The sequence below is a fragment of the Paraburkholderia sp. PREW-6R genome (assembly GCF_039621805.1).
Taxonomy (GTDB): Bacteria; Pseudomonadota; Gammaproteobacteria; order Burkholderiales; family Burkholderiaceae; genus Paraburkholderia.
Window position 1 is genome coordinate 2,219,144 of sequence record NZ_CP155073.1, and the last position, 16,851, is coordinate 2,235,994.

Genomic DNA, 16,851 nt, shown 5'->3' on the forward strand with positions numbered 1-16,851 from the left:
GGTCACGCCTCGTAGGAAGAAAGCGACGAACAGGCGCCGCATTTGCCGCAGCCTGCCTTGATCTCGGACGAACGCATCGCCGCGGCGTTGAGCATGCCGCCAAGCGGCATCAACACCGACTTCATGAATTCGGGCGTGGGCGCCGGATGATCCTCGAGCGGCGTGCCGCTGATCGGCACGAACGGAACGACGAACGGATAGACGCCCAGTTCGATCAATTCGCGCGACATGGCAAGTATCGCTTCGGCGCTATCGCCCAGTCCCGCGAGAATATACGTGCTCACCTGCGCGCGGCCGAATACGGCGACGGCAGCCTTGAACGCCTCCATGTAGCGCGAGAGCGGCACACTCGCCTTGCCCGGCATGATGCGTTCACGAAGCGCGGGCGTCACCACTTCGAGATGCATGCCCAGCGTGTCGATACCGCTCGCTTTCATGCGTGCGAACCAGCGGTCGTCGTCGGGCGGCTCGCATTGCGCCTGGATCGGCAGGTCGACCGCGGCCTTGATTGCGAATGCGCTTTCGCAGAGAATCCGCGCGCCGCGATCCGGCGTGGCCGGTGTTCCGGTCGTCAGCACCATGTGCTTTACGCCGTCGAGCAGGACGGCCGCACGCGCCACTTCCGCGAGCTGTTCCGGTGTCTTGCGCGCAATCGTGCGGCCTGCCGCGAGTGACTGACCGATCGCGCAGAACTTGCAGCTTTTACGCCGGCTTTCGTAGCGAATGCAGGTTTGCAGCACCGTGGTGGCGAGCACATCCGCACTGTGCAGCGCCGCGATATGCGAGTACGGCACGCCGTCGAGCGTCTGCATGCTGTAAAAACGCGGCGCTTTCGGGAAGCTGATGTTCGCAATCGGAATCGTGCCGCGCAACAGCGCGCTCGATCCATTCGCGTCGGGTGTCTGTGCAACGAACGGCGAGTGCCATGCAGTACTCGTATGGACCGGCACCATGATCGTCACGCCATCCACGGTGACGGCCTTGTGATCCGATGGACCCGCGCCGCCGCGCCGGCTCGCCGCCCCCGCATCCGGTGACACGAGCCGCAAACCGGCCGACTGCAGTTCAGTCATCAATTGCCGGCTCTCTGCCGACAGCGTCTCGCTGGGGTTCATCGCACCATCCTTCGGTTGGTTGAAAATCGGCGTGTGCCGGCGTGGTCCATACCGGCATCGGCGAGACGGTTTCCGCGGGCCGGCGATTGATCGCCAGGCTCAGCAACTCGGGGCGCGCATAGTGGCCCACTGAATCCATCATGCGTTTGCGTTTGGTGATGAGGCTCATGTCGAGATCGGCGATCACCATGCCTTCGCCCTCCCGCAATGGCGCAGCGAGATGCTGCCCTTCCGGCGACACAATGGCCGTATTGCAGCCGCCACGCAGCGCCTTCTGCAGATTCGTGTCCGGCGTCACCGAGGCAATCTGCGCGTCGCTCAGCCAACCCGTTGCATTTACCACGAAGCAACCCGATTCCAGCGCGTGATGCCGGATGGTCACCTCGATCTGCTCCGCGAAGATCGGCCCGACCAGCGAACCCGGAAACTGGCTGCAGTGAATTTCTTCATGCTGCGTCATCAGCGCATAGCGCGCGAGCGGGTTGTAATGCTCCCAGCACGCCAGTGCACCCACCCGCCCGAGCGCCGTGTGCGCGACCTTCAGGCCGGCCGCATCGCCCTGCCCCCAGATCATCCGTTCATGAAACGTCGGCGTGATCTTGCGGCGCTTGAGCACGATCTGCCCGTCCACGTCGAACACAAGCTGCGTGTTGTACAGGCTGCCGTAATCGCGCTCGTTCACGCCGAGAACGACCACCATCTGGTGCAATCGCGCCTGCTCGGCGACTGCCTGAGTGACGGGGCCAGGGACGACCACCGCTTCGTCGTACAGCTTCATGTGATCGGCACCCGAGGCGACCGGCGCTCGCACGAATGAAAAGTACGGGTAATACGGCACGAACGTCTCCGGAAAGACGATCAGCTGCACGCCCTCGCGGGCCGCCTTGCCGATCGCTTCGCAGACCTTCTCGAGTGTGCCGCCGCTGCGCTCGAAATCCGGCGCGATCTGCACGGCCGCGGCGCGCACCACACGCTTGCCGGTCGGTTTGTCGGACATAGTGGTCACGCGCCTCCCGTCAAACCGTCCACGTGTGGATGATCAACGCATTGTCCTTGCGGTGAAGCAACTGGATGTCGAGCACGTCGAGCGGGCTGATCGGACGGATACCCTCGATCAGCGACGCTTCGCCATGCCCATACAACGCCTGCAACGCGAAACGGCATGCGTACACCTTGCCGCCTTCTTCCATGAACTTCATCAACTGCTTGTTGAAGTTGAGGTGGCCGGGAAACGCCTCGTCGCCGAGTGTCGGAAAGCCGCGTTGCAGACCGAGCGTGACGCCCGGCCCATAAAGCAGCACCGACGTGTCGAAGCCCTTGCGCTGCAAACGCGTGGCCTGCAGCAGATTGACGAAACCAATCGACCCTTCGAACGCAACGGTATGGAATGTGACGAGCGCTTTTTCTCCGGGTTCGGCTTTGACATCCTCGAAGACCTTCTCTTCGTAGTCGACAAGGTAATCGCCTTTCTGATGCAGCGGTTTGTTGACGGCTGGCATGACACTCTCCGATCAGGGTTGCTAAGGAAAAGAAGGCACACGTCGTTCGCCGTGTGTGCTTCTGTCAATGCAACGGTTGTGCCATTGATGGCCCTGCCGGATGCGATCAATCAGCAATCAATTCCGCCTCGATTCGAACTCCGACATCATTTTTTTTGGCGCGAAGGTTGCATGGGAACGGGACGTCACGATGAAACGTATTGCGCGGCCGGCCACCGCACCAGCCGGGTGCGAGCAGAAGCGTCGGGCGAGTCGGCATGGTGCAGTCATTCACCACGGGCGATCAATCCGGTCATTGATCGCATCGAAATGCGATCAATGTTTTCTACCTCTGTCAAAGACGTCACTCACGCAATGAGCAGCCCGACACATCACTGGATCAAACGTCTTGCCGACATCCGCAAGCCGGCCTATCTCGCGATTCCCGATCTGATCGAAGAAGACCTTGCGACCGGACGGCTGCGTCCGCGTGACCGCTTGCCGGGTTTGCGCGACCTCGCGGAAGAACTTTCGCTGAACTACACGACGGTCGCGCGCGCGTATGCGGAAGCGAGAAAGCGTGGCCTGCTCGATTCGCGCGCCGGCAGCGGCACATTCGTGCGCGGCCGTACCGCGACGTTGCCGCTTGCCGGCGGCAGCAGCATCGAAATGTCGATGAACACGCCACCGGAGCCGCCCGACTGCGCAGCGCGGCTGCGCGATTCGGCGGCGCGGCTCATGGCCGACAGTGATCCGTATGCGTTGCTGCGCTATCAGGATTTCGGCGGCTCGCCTGCCGACAAGGAAGCCGGCGCCGAATGGCTGCGCCGCCGGGTTCCGCATTGCGACGCGCAGAACGTGCTGGTGTGCCCGGGCATTCATAGCGCGCTGGTGGCGCTCGTTTCGCAACTCGCGAGACCGGGCGGCACGATCTGTCTCGACACGCTGGCGTATCCCGGCATCAAGGCGATTGCCGCGCAACTCGGCGTGCGTTTGCAGGCCCTGCCTCGCGACGACGAAGGGCCGCTCGCCCATGCGTTCGAGGCGCTTTGCAAGACCGACAAACCTAGCGCGTTCTACTGCAACCCCACGTTGCAGAATCCGAGCACGCTCACGCTCACGCACAAGCGCCGCGAAGCGCTTGCCGACGTCGCACTGCGCTATAGCGTGCCGATCATCGAGGACGATGCGTATGCGATGCTGCCGCACGGCGCGCCCGACCCGCTCGCGAGTTTCGCGCCCGAACTGACCTACTACGTGACGGGTATGTCGAAGTGTTTCGGCGCGGGGCTGCGTGTCGCGCATCTGCATGCACCCACGCCTCGGCAGGCGCAGAGGCTGGCTGGCGCGTTGCGTGCAACCACGGTCATGGCCAGTCCTTACACCGTCACGCTCGCCACGCAATGGATTGCGGACGGCACCGCGCTCGACATGCTCAACGCGATTCGCAACGAGTCGCGCGCGCGCCAGGCGATCGCCGCGCGCATGCTCCACGCGTGGTCTTACGACACGCATCCGGACAGCTTTCATTTGTGGTTGCCGGTGCCGGTTGCAAGCGGCTGGAGTGTGTCCGAACTCGCGTTGCAGTTGCGCAATCAAGGCATTGCCGCCGTGGCCGGCGCTGCGTTTTCCACCGACGGCAACCCACCCCATGCGATGCGTGTTTGCCTTGGCGGCTCGAAGACGCGCGACGAATGTGCCGAAGCGTTGCATGTGATCGCGGAGACGCTCGACCATCCGCATCATCTGCACTCGCCAGTGATGTAGCGCGTCACGCCAGTCGTTGCGCGCCGCCGTTAACTTCACATGAATACAGCGAAAAAATAATTCAGTTGCGTCGCGTGCCGCCCCACGCGCGATTGCGTCGCACATGGAGTGAGTTGAAAGCTTCGACCGCTCAAGTCGACGCCGCGCGCGCCGTATACAGCTAGTGGGGCGACGGCCTCTCCGGTTACGGCCGGCTGCTCGCTGTTCGCGCCAGCCATCCCGTCCCGACATGCCTCACTCCCCCGCAAGCTCGACAGCGTCGGTCGACTATGCGGCGGTACACACCAGGCTGGACTCAATGACCTTAAAGGAATCGTTGTGAAGTTTTATCGAAATCTGAAGATTGCGGTCAAGTTGGCGCTGCTCGGCGCCGTGCTCCTTGCGGCAACGATGATCGTGGGTCTCGAAGGTTGGCACGCGTTGTCGAGGACGCACGCATTGCAGATCGAGTCGGCGCGCACGTTGAGTCAGTATGCTCAGGCTGCCGACACCGCGCGGGTCGCTCAGGTCGAATTCAAGAAGCAGGTTCAGGAATGGAAGGACCTGTTATTGCGCGGCGCGGATCAGGCCGCCTTCACGAAATACCGCGACGCGTTCAACAAGGAAAGCGGGACGACGCATGCCGCGCTGCTGCAACTGAAGGACCAGTTCACCGCACTCGGCGTGAATACGGACGGCGTGGACAGCGCGCTTGCGACACACAGTTCGTTGCAGAACAGCTACCTTGAGGCGCTCAAGCATTACGACGCGGCTGATCCCAATAGCGCGCACGTGGTGGATGGTCTCGTCAAAGGCATCGACCGCGCGCCCACCGCTGCGATCGACGACATCGTCGCCGCCGTCATGCGTCAGGCGCATGATTCCAACGTGCGCACCACGGCGTCCGCTGAAAGCGCGTACACGCTTGCCACGGTGCTGCTGCTGTCGGTCGTGATTGCGTCGCTCGGCGTGGGCGCGTTCGCAGTCTGGTTCCTGAGCCACGCCATTACCGCTCCGGTGAAGCAGGCCGTGGGCGTCGCACAAGCCGTCGCGGCGGGCGACCTGCGCGCCGACGTTATGGTGCAAAGCGAGGATGAAACCGGACAGTTGCTGATCGCGCTCAATGAGATGAATCAGCGCTTGCGTCATATCGTCAGCGAGATTCGCGAAGGAGCGAACACGATTTCGTCGGCCACGCAGGAAATCGCGGCGGGCAACCTGGACCTGTCGGCACGCACCGAAGAACAGGCGGCGTCGCTCGAAGAAACGGCCGCGTCGATGCAGCATTTCACCGACTCCGTTCAACGCAACGCAAGCAACGCGCGCGAAGCCACCGCGCTCGCGCAAACCGCCGCACAAGCCGCACGCGAAGGCGGCATCGTGATGACCGACGCGGTGCGCACGATGGGTCAGATCGATGCGGCATCCAAACGTATCGTGGATATCATCGCGGTCGTGGAAGCCATTTCGGCGCAAACGAATATTCTCGCGCTGAACGCGGCCGTCGAGGCGGCGCGCGCCGGCACGCAAGGTCGCGGCTTTGCGGTAGTCGCGAGCGAGGTGCGCAGTCTCGCGCAACGTTCCGCCGACGCCGCCCGCGAAATCAAGACGCTGATTCGCGAGTCGGTCGCAACGATCGACGCCGGCACGCAACTGATCAACCGGGCGAACCTGACCATGAACGGTGTGGTGGAAAGTGCGGGCAGCGTGACGCGCATCATCGAGTCGATCGCGACGGCGAGCGTCGATCAGGCGCAAGGCATTGCGGAAGTCAACGACGCGGTCACGCAGATGGATCAGGTCACGCAAAGCAACGCGGCGCTGGTCGAGCAGGCAGCAGCAGCGGCAGACGCCGTGCAGAACAAGGCATCCGGCCTCGTGCGCAGCGTCAGTTTCTTCAGGCTGGCGGCCTGAGGAGTGCGTCACGCGGCAGTACGTGGCGTGCCGTAGTGCACATCGGCACGGTGCGGCGCACGCCGAATGGCATTCGGCAGAACCCGGGCGGTGCGCACTCGCCGCGCGGCCATGTCGAAGCTCATTCGTATTTACGCGGAACGCGTGCACACGGCGGGTTTCTTCCATACCATTCGGGGTTAGATCTTCTCTCTGAGTCCGCGCCGATGCGATCCCCTCCATCGGCCTTGCGTGGAGCGTGGTACCCGATGGAATTCGATACGAAAGTGGCGATTATCGTGCTGGACGATCTCGCCGTCTGGCAAAAGCTGAACGTAACCGCGTTTCTCGCCACCGGCATTGCGGGTGCCGCACCCGAAGCAATGGGCGAGCCTTATGAAGACGCGGCAGGCCGCCGCCACGCGCGTTTGCTCGGTCAGCCAATGATGGTGTATCAGGCGGACAGCGCCGGCCTGCTGCGTGCGTTCCGTCAGGGCATTGAACGCGAACTGACGCGCGCCGTCTATGTGCGCGCGATGTTCTCCACCGGCCATGATGCCGCGAATCGCGAGGTGTTCCGCGCGGAGGCCGCCGATACGCCAGACCTCGTCGGCCTCGCCGTGCGCGGTCCGAAAAAGGCTGTCGACAAAGCGGTGAAAGGTCTTTCGTTGCACGGCTGACGCGCGCGTGCATCACACTCAGGCGTCGGGACTCGGGCCGCGCTCCAGGTACGTGGTCAACGCGATATAGCTGCGTGTACCGGTGAATCCCTCAATTGCATGAATGCGGCCGAGCAGTTGCTCGAGTGACTGCGTGTCGCGTGTGCGGACTTTGAGGAGCATTGCGCTTTCGCCCGTCACCGTGTGGATTTCCTCGACATCGGATAACTCCTCGAGCGCGAGCAACTGCCGCGTCACGGCCCAACTCGTCGTGTCCACGTGCACGAACGCGAGCAAAGGCCGGTTCAGTTTCGCCGCGTCGAGCGCGGCAACCGTGCCTTTGATTACGCCGTCTTTCTTCAGGCGACGCGCGCGTTCATGCACGGCAGGTGCGGACAGGAACAACAACTTGCCAAGTTCCGCGTAGGTGCGCGTCGCGTCCTCGGCGAGGAGTGCGAGCAGTTTGCGGTCGGTGTCGTCGAGCGTGGCGGGCGCTGAGCGCGCGCGTGGCGTTTTCGGCGCGCCGCTTGCGCCGGCTGACTGACGCGGCGCGGTTCTGTCACTTGCGGTCATCTTCAGGACAACGGGGTTGGCGCGCCGCCAGCTTGCCGGACGAGTCCGGCGCGCAGCGCCTGGCGAATGACCTTGCCGGTTGCCGTCATCGGCAGGCTATCGACAAAGCGGATTTCGCGCGGATATTCATGCGCGGCGAGCCGTGTCTTGACGTGCTGCTGGATCTCGCGCACCAGCGCTTCATCGCCGGTATAACCCGCGTTGAGCACCACGAACGCCATCACGATTTCCGTGCGTTCGCGGTCCGGTGCGCCGATCACCGCCGCCATCGCGACTGCCGGATGACGCAGCAAGGAATCCTCAATCGACGCCGGTCCGATGCGATACCCCGCGCTCGTGATCACGTCGTCACCACGGCCTACGAAGCGGATAAAGCCGTCCGCGTCACGCGTGCCGAGGTCGCCCGTGACGAGATACTTGCCGCGATATTTCTCACGCGTGGCGGGCTCGTTTTGCCAGTAGCCGAGAAACATGACCGGGTCGGGCGCCGCCACGGCGATATCACCGATCGCGCCTTGCGGCAACTCGTTGCCCTGGGCGTCGATGATCGCGACTTGATGACCCGGCACCGCGCGGCCAATCGCACCGAAGCACGGCTCGAAGAGCGCCGCGCACGAGGACACCACGACGTTGCATTCGGTTTGCCCGTAAAACTCGTTGATCGTGACGCCCAGCGCGTCACGTCCCCACGCGATCAGTTCCTCGCCGAGCGATTCGCCGCCGCTTGCCACCGATCGCAGCGCGAGACTCCACTGTTGCGGACGTTCAACGCCGCGCATCATCTTGAGCGCCGTGGGCGGCAAGAAAGTGTGGGAGACCGCGTGACGCGCCATCAGATCGAACGCGGCCTGGCCGTCGAATTTCGCAAAGCGTCGCGCAAGCACCGCAACGCCGTGATGCCACGACGGCAGCAGGACGTCGAACAGGCCGCCGATCCAGGCCCAGTCGGCCGGCGTCCACATCAGCGTGGCATGAGCGGGAAAGCCCTGTTGCGACATCTCCACGCCAGGCAGATGCCCAGGCAGCACGCGATGCCCGTGCAACGCACCCTTGGGTTTGCCCGTGGTGCCGGACGTGTAGATGATGACCGCGGGGTCGTCGGCGCCGGTGTCCGCCGCGGTGAATCCGGCAGGAGCGTGATTCAACGCGTGCCAGAAAGAAGTGACAGGCGCCTCCGGGTCAGCGTCGTTGTGGGTGGCGTCCACGTTGAACACGCTGCGCAGCGCTGGCAGTGAGCCGCGTATTTGGTCCAGCTTGCGCACGCCCGCGTTGTCGGTGATCAATGCCACCGCGCCGCTGTCGGCGAGACGATGTTCGATCGCGTCGACGCCAAACAGCGCGAAGAGCGGCACCGCGATCATGCCGGCCTTGTACGCGGCAAGATGCGCGACCGCCGTTTCGATGGACTGCGACAGAAAGATGCCGATGCGGTCGCCGCGTTGCGCGCCCGACTGCAGCAGCGCGTTCGCGAAACGGTCGGACAACTCCTTCAACGTATCGAACGTGTAGCGCGTCGCGTTGCCGTCGGCGTCTTCGTAGATCAATGCGAGCCGGCCCGAACCATCGGCCCATTTGTCGCACACGTCCACGCCAATGTTGTAGCGCGCGGGAATCTGCCACGCGAAGTTGGTCGTCAACGAATCGTAGGTCTGGCCGTCCAGGTTCATTGTGTCTCCTTCATGCGTGCGTTTGTCCGCTCTCGCGCCTGGTGTGTGATGCGCGTTCAAGGCGCTGCGTCGTCCTGCAAACCCGCGGGCGCCTGGTAGCGCGGAAAGCCGTTGTATTGAATCGTACGCTCGGCGGGCGGTAATGGCCATGAATGGCGCGCGTTCGGCACGCCGCCGTCCACGCGTATCACCGTGCCGTTGATGAACGCGGATGCCTCGGACAACAGGAACACCGCCGCGCTCGCCAGTTCCGATTCGGTGCCGAAGCGTTGCAACGGCACTTTCTGTTTCAGCGATCGCAGCAGTGCCCGGTATGCTTCGTCGTAACTGTCCATTCCGGCCGACGCGATCCAGCCCGGCGCCACCGCGTTGACCCTGACGCCGGCGTGGCCCCACTCGCACGCTGCCGTTTCCGTGAGGTTCCACACGCCGCCGCGCGCCGCGCCGGAATGTCCCATGCCAGGCATGCCGCCCCAGATGTCGGCGAGCATGTTGACGATCGCGCCGCCGTGGCTTTGCATCCATTGCGTATAACACTCGCGCGACATCAGAAACGTGCCGTGCAGGTTGTTGCGTACCACCGCGTCCCAGCCATTGAGCGAAATCTTTTCGAGCTTTGCGGGAAACTGGCCGCCCGCGCAATTGAAAAGCCCGTCGATCCGGCCCAGTTCAGCAACGATTCTGCCGACAGTGTCACGAACCTGCTGCTCGTTGCGGATATCGCACGGATAAACGCGATGCCCGCCTGACGGCTCGCCGTGGTCTTGCGCGAGCTCCGCGCGCACGGTGTTCAGTTTCTCTTCGCTGCGGCCGATCAATGCGATCCGTGCGCCTAGCGAGGCCAGTTCGTGAGCCGTGCAGCGGCCTAATCCACTGCCCGCACCGGTGACGACGATCACCTTCTCCGCGAAGAGCCCCTCACGGAAAACCGAGCGATACCCGGTCGCGTGTTGCGACATGGGCTGCTTACCCTGGTGCTCATTGTGCTGCTTGTCGTGCGGGGACGCAGTAGGCATGCGGCGGTCTCCTCCATTAACTGCGTTGCGGTTTTTTGAGTGTAGCTCAAGTTATGCGTTGGCGTCGCGCTGCAAACATTTATTTTTTTACGCAGGCGCCGTGTTTTTCATCCTTACATCGCCTGCTCACTTGAGCTAGACTCAACTCAATTACACCCTTTAGTTCAATGCCTGATTCGGCCCATTGTCGCCATGACCACCTCTTCAGTTTCCAGGCGCGTACCCGTCCAGGCCCGTTCCGGGCAGCGCCTCAAAGCCATTCTCGATGCCGCGCGGCAGGTGTTCTCCGAGGTCGGTTACGCATCGGCCACGATGACGGAAATTGCGCGGCGCGTCGGTGTGTCGGAGGCGACGATCTTCACGTACTTCGCGAGCAAGCGCGATCTGTGCGTGCGGGTGCTGGTCACCTGGTACGACGAAATCATCGCGCAGGTGGAAGCCGAGTTGCCGTATATCGTCGGCACGCGCAGCAAGTTTGCGTATCTCGTGCGCACGCATCTGTATCGCCTCACGGTCGACGGCACCGGGCTGTGCGCGTTGATCCTGTCCGAAGGCCGTGAAAAGGACGACAAATTCGGCGACGTAATCGTCCAGCTTCAGCGCCGCTATACCGCACCGATGATGAGCGTGCTGGCCGAAGGTGTCGCAAGCGGCGACATTCGTCGCGACATGCCGCTCGGTTTGCTGCGCTCGGCGGTGTATGGCCCGATGGAACACGTGCTGTGGGACGCGGTGCGCAAGGACGCGCAGGTCGATATGGAAGCAACGGCCGCGTCGCTGGGCGATCTGCTGTGGCAAGGACTCGTTCCACCCGACTCGAAGTATGCTGCGCTCGACCGGCTGCGCAGCGATGTCGTGAGCGCCGTCAGGCGGTTCGAGACGGCCACCGCCAAATGACGCGCCGCGCGGATCACGCCGATGCGGTGCGGTTCGCGGCGCCCCGGCCGCTGCCGCGCGCCTGCTCCAGCAGGAATTCGATCAACGTCGACGCCGCCCGCGTGTGATGCCGGTTCGGCATGTAGAGCATGAACATGTTCGTGCCGAAAATGCTCAGGCGCCATTCGTCGAGCGCGGTCGTCACGTCACCGCGCTCGATGTCTTCGTGCACCACGTAGTCCGGTAAAAGCCCCACGCCGAGACCGGCGAGCACCGCTTGCCGCAGGAACAGAAAGTTCTCCGAAATGAGCGTGGGCTCCAGCAGCACTTCGTGCCGCTCGTCGCGCAGATAGGCGGCCACGCGCAATTGCCGGCCGACCACCGCTGCGGTAATGAGTGGCGCGGTGCGCAGATCGTCGAGCCGCACGGGTACGCCGTGGCTAACCGCGTAAGCGCGCGATGCGCAGGCCACGTAGCGCACCGAACCCATATCACGCGCGACGAGGTTCTGCGGCGGCTCGGACATGACGCGCACCGCGATGTCCACCTCGTCGCGCAACAGGTCCTCGACGCGGTTTTCGAACATCACGTCCAGCATGATGCCGGGATAAAGCCGCTTGAACGCAATCAGCCAGTCGGACATCACCAGTTGCCCGTAACCGCTCGGCACGCTCAAACGCACCCTGCCCTGCAGGCTTTGACCGAGGGTCGTCACCGACTCGCGCGCCGCCAGCAGTGCGTTCTGGATCGCGCGGCCGTGTTCGTACAGTTGCAGACCAATCTCGGTCGGCTCCACGCGCCGCGTGGTGCGTCTGACGAGTTGCAGGCCGATGGAGCGCTCGAGCTGGTTCAGGTGGTAGCTGACATTGGCGCGGCTCATCTTCAGGCGCCGCGCGGCTTCACTCAGGTTGCCGGCGTCGAGAATGTCCACGAGTAAGGTTAGGGAATTGACATCCATCGAGTGCGGCCTTTGTCAAAATATCCTTGACAGTCTGTCAATGGCTGCTGGGATTGTCAATTCAGCTTGACCCAATGAAAATGGACCGAACAATGTCGATGTAGCGCGCGCCAGGAGACGACCCGATGAAAACCACTTTTTCCGCCGATGCCCCGGCTAACGTCGTCACGCATGAAGCGCGTGGCAAGGTTCTGCTCGTCACGATCGATCACCCGCCCGTCAACGCGCTGTCCGCCGATGTACGGCGGGGCCTCCTCGCCGCCGTCGAGGCCGCGGAGAAAGATAGCGCCGTCGAGGCCGTGCTGCTGATCGGCGCCGGACGCAATTTCATCGCAGGTGCCGACATTCGCGAATTCGGCAAGCCGCCGGTTCCGCCCATGCTGCCGGACGTGTGCCATCGCATCGAGGCCTGTACGAAGCCGGTGATCGCCGCGATCCACGGTGCGGCGCTCGGCGGCGGTCTGGAAGTGGCGCTCGCGGCGCATTACCGGATTGCCGTCGAAGGCGCAAAGCTCGGCCTGCCTGAAGTCCAGCTCGGTCTCCTGCCGGGCGCGGGCGGCACGCAACGCACACCCCGCCTGATCGGCGCGCAGGCGGCGCTGGATCTGATCCTGAGCGGGCGTCACGCCAGCGCAAAGGAGGCGCTCGCACTCGGCCTGATCGACAGGCTCGGCAGCAGCGACGACATCCTCGCCGAAGGCCTCGCCTACGCGCATGAACTGCTGGCCGCGCAGGCTCCGGTGCGTCGCACGCGCGAGGCCGCCGCATTGAGCGACCGCGCGGCGAGTCTTGCCGCTGTCAACGCCGCGCGCGCGGAAACAGAGAAAAAGTCGCGCGGCCTGTTCTCGCCGCTGAAAATCGTCGACGCGGTGCAGGCCGCCATCGAACAGCCTTTCGAAGAGGGCATCAAACTGGAGCGCGCGCTGTTTTTGCAATGCATCGACAGCCCGCAACGCGCCGGACTCGTTCACGCGTTCTTTGCCGAACGCGAGGTGCTGAAAGCGCCGGAAACGCGCACGGCCAGGCCGCGCGCGATCGAATCGATCGGCGTGGTGGGCGGCGGCACGATGGGCGCGGGCATTGCCGTGGCGGCGCTCGACGCAGGCCTGCCTGTCACGATGATCGAACGCGACGACGCTTCGCTCGCGCGCGGACGCGCGCACATCGAAAAAGTCTACGACGGTCTGATCGCCAAGGGCCGCATGAGCGCCGATAACAAAGCCGCGCGCATGGCGCGCTGGACCGGCAGCACGTCTTACGACGCGCTTGCGCAAGCCGATCTGGTGATCGAAGCCGTGTTCGAAGATATCGCGGTGAAACAGGCCGTGTTCGCCGAGCTGGACCGTGTCTGCAAAGCCGGCGCGGTGCTCGCCACCAATACGTCCTATCTCGACATCGACGCGATCGCTGCCAGCATTTCCCGTCCCGCCGACGTGATCGGGCTGCACTTCTTTTCGCCCGCCAACATCATGAAGCTGCTCGAAGTAGTGGTGCCGAAACAGGTCAGTGCCGACGTCGTGGCCACCGCGTTCGAACTCGCGAAAATGCTGCGCAAGACGCCGGTGCGCGCGGGCGTATGCGACGGCTTCATCGGCAATCGCATTCTCGCCGTATATCGCAGCGCTGCCGACGCGATGATGGAAGACGGCGCGTCGCCCTATCAGATCGACGCCGCCGTGCGCGCGTTCGGCTTTCCGATGGGGCCGTTCCAGGTGGTCGATCTCGCCGGCGGCGACATCGGCTGGGCCGCGCGCAAGCGCCGTGCACCTACCCGCGATCCGCGGGCGCGCTACGTGCAGATCGCCGACCGTCTGTGCGAGCGCGGCTGGTTTGGCCAGAAGACCGGCCGTGGCTTTTATCTGTATGAGCCGGGCTCGCGCAGCGGCAAGCCCGATCCGGAAGTGGAAGCGATTATCGACGCCGAGCGCGAGCGCGCCGGCGTCAAACCGCGCAGCTTCACGGACGATGAAATCATCCGCCGCTACATGGCCGCGATGGTCAACGAAGGCGCGAACGTCGTGCACGAAGGCATTGCGTTGCGTCCGCTGGATGTGGACGTCACGTTCCTGTACGGCTACGGCTTTCCGCGCTATCGCGGCGGCCCGATGAAATTTGCGGACATGGTCGGTCTGCCGACCATTCTCGCCGACATTCGCGAGTTCGCCGAAGAGGACGCGCTATTCTGGAAGCCGTCGCCGCTGCTGGTCGAACTGGTCGAGCGCGGCGCTGACTTCGCGAGCCTGAACCAGACGGCCTGACGTCTCGCGCTGCTCATGCTCCGCACGCGATTGAGCCGCCCTTTAGCGGCTTTTCGCGGTCTTCGCCGTCCCGCGACCCAACCCGATCCTTCCCGGCCGGCGGTCACGTTCGCCGCCAGCCGCTTCAACATGGACGATGCCATCCGCTATGGACCTGAACTTCACCGCCGAAGAAGAAGCCTTTCGCGCCGACGTGCTCGCCTTCCTGCGCGAGCACCTGCCGCAACGTATCGCCGACACGGTGCAAGGCGGACGCCGCCTCACGCGCGAGGACATGGCGCAATGGCATGCCATTCTGAACCGACAGGGCTGGCTCGCGAATCACTGGCCAAAAGAATACGGCGGACCCGGCTGGAGCCCGGTGCAAAAATTCATCTTCGAAAATGAATGTGCGCTCGCCGGTGCGCCGCGTATCGTGCCGTTCGGCGTGAACATGCTCGGACCTGTGCTGATCCGGTATGGCAGCGATGCACAGAAACGCCACTGGCTGCCGCGCATTCTCGACGGCTCGGACTGGTGGTGCCAGGGCTATTCGGAACCGGGCGCGGGCTCCGATCTGGCGTCCGTGAAGACCACCGCGGTGCGCGGCGTGGATAACCAGGGCGAGCATTACCTCGTCAACGGGCAGAAGACGTGGACTACGCTCGGCCACTACGCGAACATGATCTTCTGCCTCGTGCGCACCGCCACCGACGTGCGCAAGCAGGAAGGCATCAGCTTCCTGCTCATCGACATGAACACGCCGGGCGTGGAAGTGCGTCCCATCATCACGCTCGACGGCGAGCACGAAGTCAACGAAGTCTTTTTCACGGACGTGCGTGTGCCGGCCGCAAATCTCGTCGGCGAAGAAAACAAAGGCTGGACCTACGCCAAATATCTGCTCACATACGAACGCACCAATATCGCGGGTGTGGGTTTTTCCGTCGCCGCGTTGAACCGCCTGCGCAGGATCGCCGCACAGCAGAAACGCCACGGCCGCCCGCTTGCCGACGACCCGGCGTTCGCCGCGCGCATGGCGCGGGTCGAGATCGATCTGGAGAACATGAAGACCACCAACCTGCGCGTGATCGCGGCGGTGGCCGGCGGCGGCGTGCCCGGCGCGGAAAGCTCGATGCTCAAGATTCGCGGCACGGAGATTCGCCAGGAGATCTCGTCGCTGACGCGGCGCGCGATGGGCCCGTATGCGGCGCCCTTCGTCGAGGAGGCGCTGCACGATGGCTACGAGGGTGTGCCGGTCGGACCGGACGAAGCCGCGAGCGCCGCGTCTCAGTACTTCAACAATCGCAAGCTGTCGATCTTCGGCGGCTCGAACGAAATCCAGAAGAACATCATTTCCAAAATGATCCTCGGACTGTAAGGCGGACCTCATGAATTTTCAGCACACCGAAGATCGCCGCATGCTCGCGGACACGCTCAACCGGTTCATCGGCGAACAATATGGCTTTGCGACACGCGAGCGCATCGCGCGCTCGCCGCTGGGTTTTAGCGCTGAAATGTGGAATCGTTTTGCGGAGTTCGGCATTGTCGGCGCGTTGTTCGATGAAGCGAGCGGCGGTTTCGGCGGAGCAGGCTTCGACATCGCCGTGGTGTTCGAAAGCCTCGGGCGCGGGCTCGTGGTCGAACCGTTTCTCGACACGTTGATCGTCGGTCAGGCGATCGCGCGCAGCGGCACCGACCAGCAGAAACAGGCGCTTGCCGGTCTGATCGATGGTTCGCGGATCGCCGCCCTCGCCCACGGCGAACCGGGTGGTCATTACGAACTGGCGCATGTCACGACGCGCGCAGAACGTTGCGGCGCCACATGGCAATTGAACGGCGCAAAAGCGGTGGTTCAGCATGGCGAAAACGCGTCGTTCTTTCTCGTTTCCGCCCGCACGAAAGGCGCCGACGACTACGCCGAAAACGGCGTGACGCTCTTTCTCGTTCCACGCGACACGGACGGCGTCAGCGTGCGCGGCTATCGCAAGATCGACGGTGGGCGCGCCGCTGAAGTGAGCTTCGCGAATGTCCCGCTCGGGGACGACGCCGTGCTCGGCGCCGTCGACGCGGGCTTCGCCACGCTCGAATATGCGATTGCGTGCGGCGTGCTCGCGCTGTGCGCGGAGGCCGTCGGCGCAATGGATGTCGCGAAAGACTACACACTCGACTATCTGCGTACGCGCAAGCAGTTCGGCGTGCCGATCGGCAGCTTTCAGGCGTTGCAGCATCGCATGGCCGACATGCTGCTCGAAATCGAGCAGGCGCGTTCAGCGGTAATCAACGCGGCTGCCGCGGTAGGCGCTGAGCGCAACGTGCGCGAGCGCGCGGTATCGGCGGCCAAATACAGCATTGGACGCATTGGGGCGCTCGTGGCAGAGGAATGCATCCAGTTGCACGGCGGAATCGGCATGACGTGGGAACTGCCGATGGCGCACTATGCAAAGCGGCTCGTGATGATCGATCATCAACTCGGCGATGAAGACCACCATCTCGAACGTTACGTGGCGCTCGGGCGGCAATGACTGTGAGAGCGGCGCTTTTGGTGTCACACTCCATGCGCTGACTGCGCGGCCGGCCAAGTGAGTGAGTGCTTGAGCCAGGCCGACTCAGTCGTTCGATACCGGAGGACATTG

General features: G+C 63.7%; 14 protein-coding genes. 7 read left to right on the forward strand and 7 right to left on the reverse strand.

Features of this window, described 5'->3' with window-relative positions; genetic code table 11:
* Positions 1 to 2: 2 nt before the first annotated feature.
* The 3 genes from AAGS40_RS09555 to AAGS40_RS09565 are packed head-to-tail and all read right to left on the reverse strand — an operon-like array spanning position 3 to position 2,614.
* Complete coding sequence (locus tag AAGS40_RS09555; protein ID WP_345814347.1) at positions 3 to 1,073, reverse strand: MSMEG_0568 family radical SAM protein; 1,071 nt, start codon at positions 1,071 to 1,073, stop codon at positions 3 to 5.
* Entirely contained in the window at positions 1,066 to 2,112 is a 1,047-nt protein-coding gene (locus AAGS40_RS09560; protein ID WP_345814348.1) for a Nit6803 family nitrilase, read from the reverse strand. The genes AAGS40_RS09555 and AAGS40_RS09560 overlap by 8 nt, the downstream gene beginning before the upstream one ends.
* 19 nt (positions 2,113 to 2,131) lie before the next feature.
* Positions 2,132 to 2,614 (reverse strand): MSMEG_0572/Sll0783 family nitrogen starvation response protein, encoded by a 483-nt coding sequence (locus AAGS40_RS09565; RefSeq protein ID WP_345811035.1) that lies wholly within the window; start codon positions 2,612 to 2,614, stop codon positions 2,132 to 2,134.
* A gap of 354 nt (positions 2,615 to 2,968) precedes the next feature.
* Between AAGS40_RS09565 and AAGS40_RS09570 the strand changes: the two genes are divergently transcribed.
* From AAGS40_RS09570 to AAGS40_RS09580, 3 genes are all read left to right on the forward strand, one after another.
* Entirely contained in the window at positions 2,969 to 4,360 is a 1,392-nt protein-coding gene (locus AAGS40_RS09570) for a PLP-dependent aminotransferase family protein (RefSeq protein ID WP_345811036.1), read from the forward strand.
* A gap of 318 nt (positions 4,361 to 4,678) precedes the next feature.
* Complete coding sequence (locus AAGS40_RS09575) at positions 4,679 to 6,253, forward strand: methyl-accepting chemotaxis protein (protein ID WP_345811037.1); 1,575 nt, start codon at positions 4,679 to 4,681, stop codon at positions 6,251 to 6,253.
* Positions 6,254 to 6,501: 248 nt separating this feature from the next.
* Entirely contained in the window at positions 6,502 to 6,912 is a 411-nt protein-coding gene (locus tag AAGS40_RS09580; protein WP_345811038.1) for a DUF2000 domain-containing protein, read from the forward strand.
* A gap of 18 nt (positions 6,913 to 6,930) precedes the next feature.
* On the opposite strand, the gene AAGS40_RS09585 is transcribed toward AAGS40_RS09580, so the two are convergent.
* The 3 genes from AAGS40_RS09585 to AAGS40_RS09595 are packed head-to-tail and all read right to left on the reverse strand — an operon-like array spanning position 6,931 to position 10,090.
* Positions 6,931 to 7,464, reverse strand: coding sequence for an Lrp/AsnC family transcriptional regulator (locus tag AAGS40_RS09585; RefSeq protein ID WP_345811039.1), 534 nt, complete (start codon positions 7,462 to 7,464; stop codon positions 6,931 to 6,933).
* Positions 7,465 to 7,466: 2 nt separating this feature from the next.
* Complete coding sequence (locus AAGS40_RS09590; protein ID WP_345811040.1) at positions 7,467 to 9,131, reverse strand: acyl-CoA synthetase; 1,665 nt, start codon at positions 9,129 to 9,131, stop codon at positions 7,467 to 7,469.
* Positions 9,132 to 9,187: 56 nt separating this feature from the next.
* On the reverse strand, positions 9,188 to 10,090 hold the full coding sequence (locus AAGS40_RS09595; protein ID WP_345814349.1) for an SDR family oxidoreductase: 903 nt from the start codon (positions 10,088 to 10,090) through the stop codon (positions 9,188 to 9,190).
* A gap of 249 nt (positions 10,091 to 10,339) precedes the next feature.
* Between AAGS40_RS09595 and AAGS40_RS09600 the strand changes: the two genes are divergently transcribed.
* Positions 10,340 to 11,044 carry a TetR/AcrR family transcriptional regulator gene (locus AAGS40_RS09600; RefSeq protein WP_345811041.1) on the forward strand — a complete coding sequence of 235 codons (705 nt, stop codon included), beginning with the start codon at positions 10,340 to 10,342 and terminating at the stop codon, positions 11,042 to 11,044.
* Positions 11,045 to 11,057: 13 nt separating this feature from the next.
* Here the strand turns inward: AAGS40_RS09600 and AAGS40_RS09605 are convergent, their stop codons facing one another.
* Positions 11,058 to 11,981: a LysR family transcriptional regulator gene (locus AAGS40_RS09605; protein WP_345811042.1), complete on the reverse strand. Its 924-nt coding sequence runs from the start codon at positions 11,979 to 11,981 to the stop codon at positions 11,058 to 11,060.
* A gap of 125 nt (positions 11,982 to 12,106) precedes the next feature.
* Between AAGS40_RS09605 and AAGS40_RS09610 the strand changes: the two genes are divergently transcribed.
* From AAGS40_RS09610 to AAGS40_RS09620, 3 genes are all read left to right on the forward strand, one after another.
* The gene (locus AAGS40_RS09610) at positions 12,107 to 14,239 is read left to right on the forward strand and encodes a 3-hydroxyacyl-CoA dehydrogenase NAD-binding domain-containing protein (protein WP_345811043.1); all 2,133 of its coding nucleotides are present in this window, start codon (positions 12,107 to 12,109) and stop codon (positions 14,237 to 14,239) included.
* 148 nt (positions 14,240 to 14,387) lie between these two features.
* The gene (locus tag AAGS40_RS09615) at positions 14,388 to 15,596 is read left to right on the forward strand and encodes an acyl-CoA dehydrogenase family protein (protein WP_345811044.1); all 1,209 of its coding nucleotides are present in this window, start codon (positions 14,388 to 14,390) and stop codon (positions 15,594 to 15,596) included.
* Positions 15,597 to 15,606: 10 nt separating this feature from the next.
* Positions 15,607 to 16,740: an acyl-CoA dehydrogenase family protein gene (locus tag AAGS40_RS09620; RefSeq protein WP_345811045.1), complete on the forward strand. Its 1,134-nt coding sequence runs from the start codon at positions 15,607 to 15,609 to the stop codon at positions 16,738 to 16,740.
* Positions 16,741 to 16,851: the final 111 nt, after the last annotated feature.

Excerpts from the sequence above, each read along its gene's own strand:
- AAGS40_RS09590 (WP_345811040.1), bottom strand. The coding sequence starts at position 9,131 with ATGAACCTGGACGGCCAGACCTACGATTCGTTGACGACCAACTTCGCG.
- AAGS40_RS09560 (WP_345814348.1), bottom strand. The coding sequence starts at position 2,112 with ATGTCCGACAAACCGACCGGCAAGCGTGTGGTGCGCGCCGCGGCCGTG.
- AAGS40_RS09605 (WP_345811042.1), bottom strand. The coding sequence starts at position 11,981 with ATGGATGTCAATTCCCTAACCTTACTCGTGGACATTCTCGACGCCGGC.
- AAGS40_RS09565 (WP_345811035.1), bottom strand. The coding sequence starts at position 2,614 with ATGCCAGCCGTCAACAAACCGCTGCATCAGAAAGGCGATTACCTTGTC.
- AAGS40_RS09570 (WP_345811036.1), top strand. The coding sequence starts at position 2,969 with ATGAGCAGCCCGACACATCACTGGATCAAACGTCTTGCCGACATCCGC.
- AAGS40_RS09610 (WP_345811043.1), top strand. The coding sequence starts at position 12,107 with ATGAAAACCACTTTTTCCGCCGATGCCCCGGCTAACGTCGTCACGCAT.
- AAGS40_RS09555 (WP_345814347.1), bottom strand. The coding sequence starts at position 1,073 with ATGACTGAACTGCAGTCGGCCGGTTTGCGGCTCGTGTCACCGGATGCG.
- AAGS40_RS09615 (WP_345811044.1), top strand. The coding sequence starts at position 14,388 with ATGGACCTGAACTTCACCGCCGAAGAAGAAGCCTTTCGCGCCGACGTG.
- AAGS40_RS09585 (WP_345811039.1), bottom strand. The coding sequence starts at position 7,464 with ATGACCGCAAGTGACAGAACCGCGCCGCGTCAGTCAGCCGGCGCAAGC.
- AAGS40_RS09580 (WP_345811038.1), top strand. The coding sequence starts at position 6,502 with ATGGAATTCGATACGAAAGTGGCGATTATCGTGCTGGACGATCTCGCC.
- AAGS40_RS09595 (WP_345814349.1), bottom strand. The coding sequence starts at position 10,090 with ATGTCGCAACACGCGACCGGGTATCGCTCGGTTTTCCGTGAGGGGCTC.
- AAGS40_RS09600 (WP_345811041.1), top strand. The coding sequence starts at position 10,340 with ATGACCACCTCTTCAGTTTCCAGGCGCGTACCCGTCCAGGCCCGTTCC.
- AAGS40_RS09620 (WP_345811045.1), top strand. The coding sequence starts at position 15,607 with ATGAATTTTCAGCACACCGAAGATCGCCGCATGCTCGCGGACACGCTC.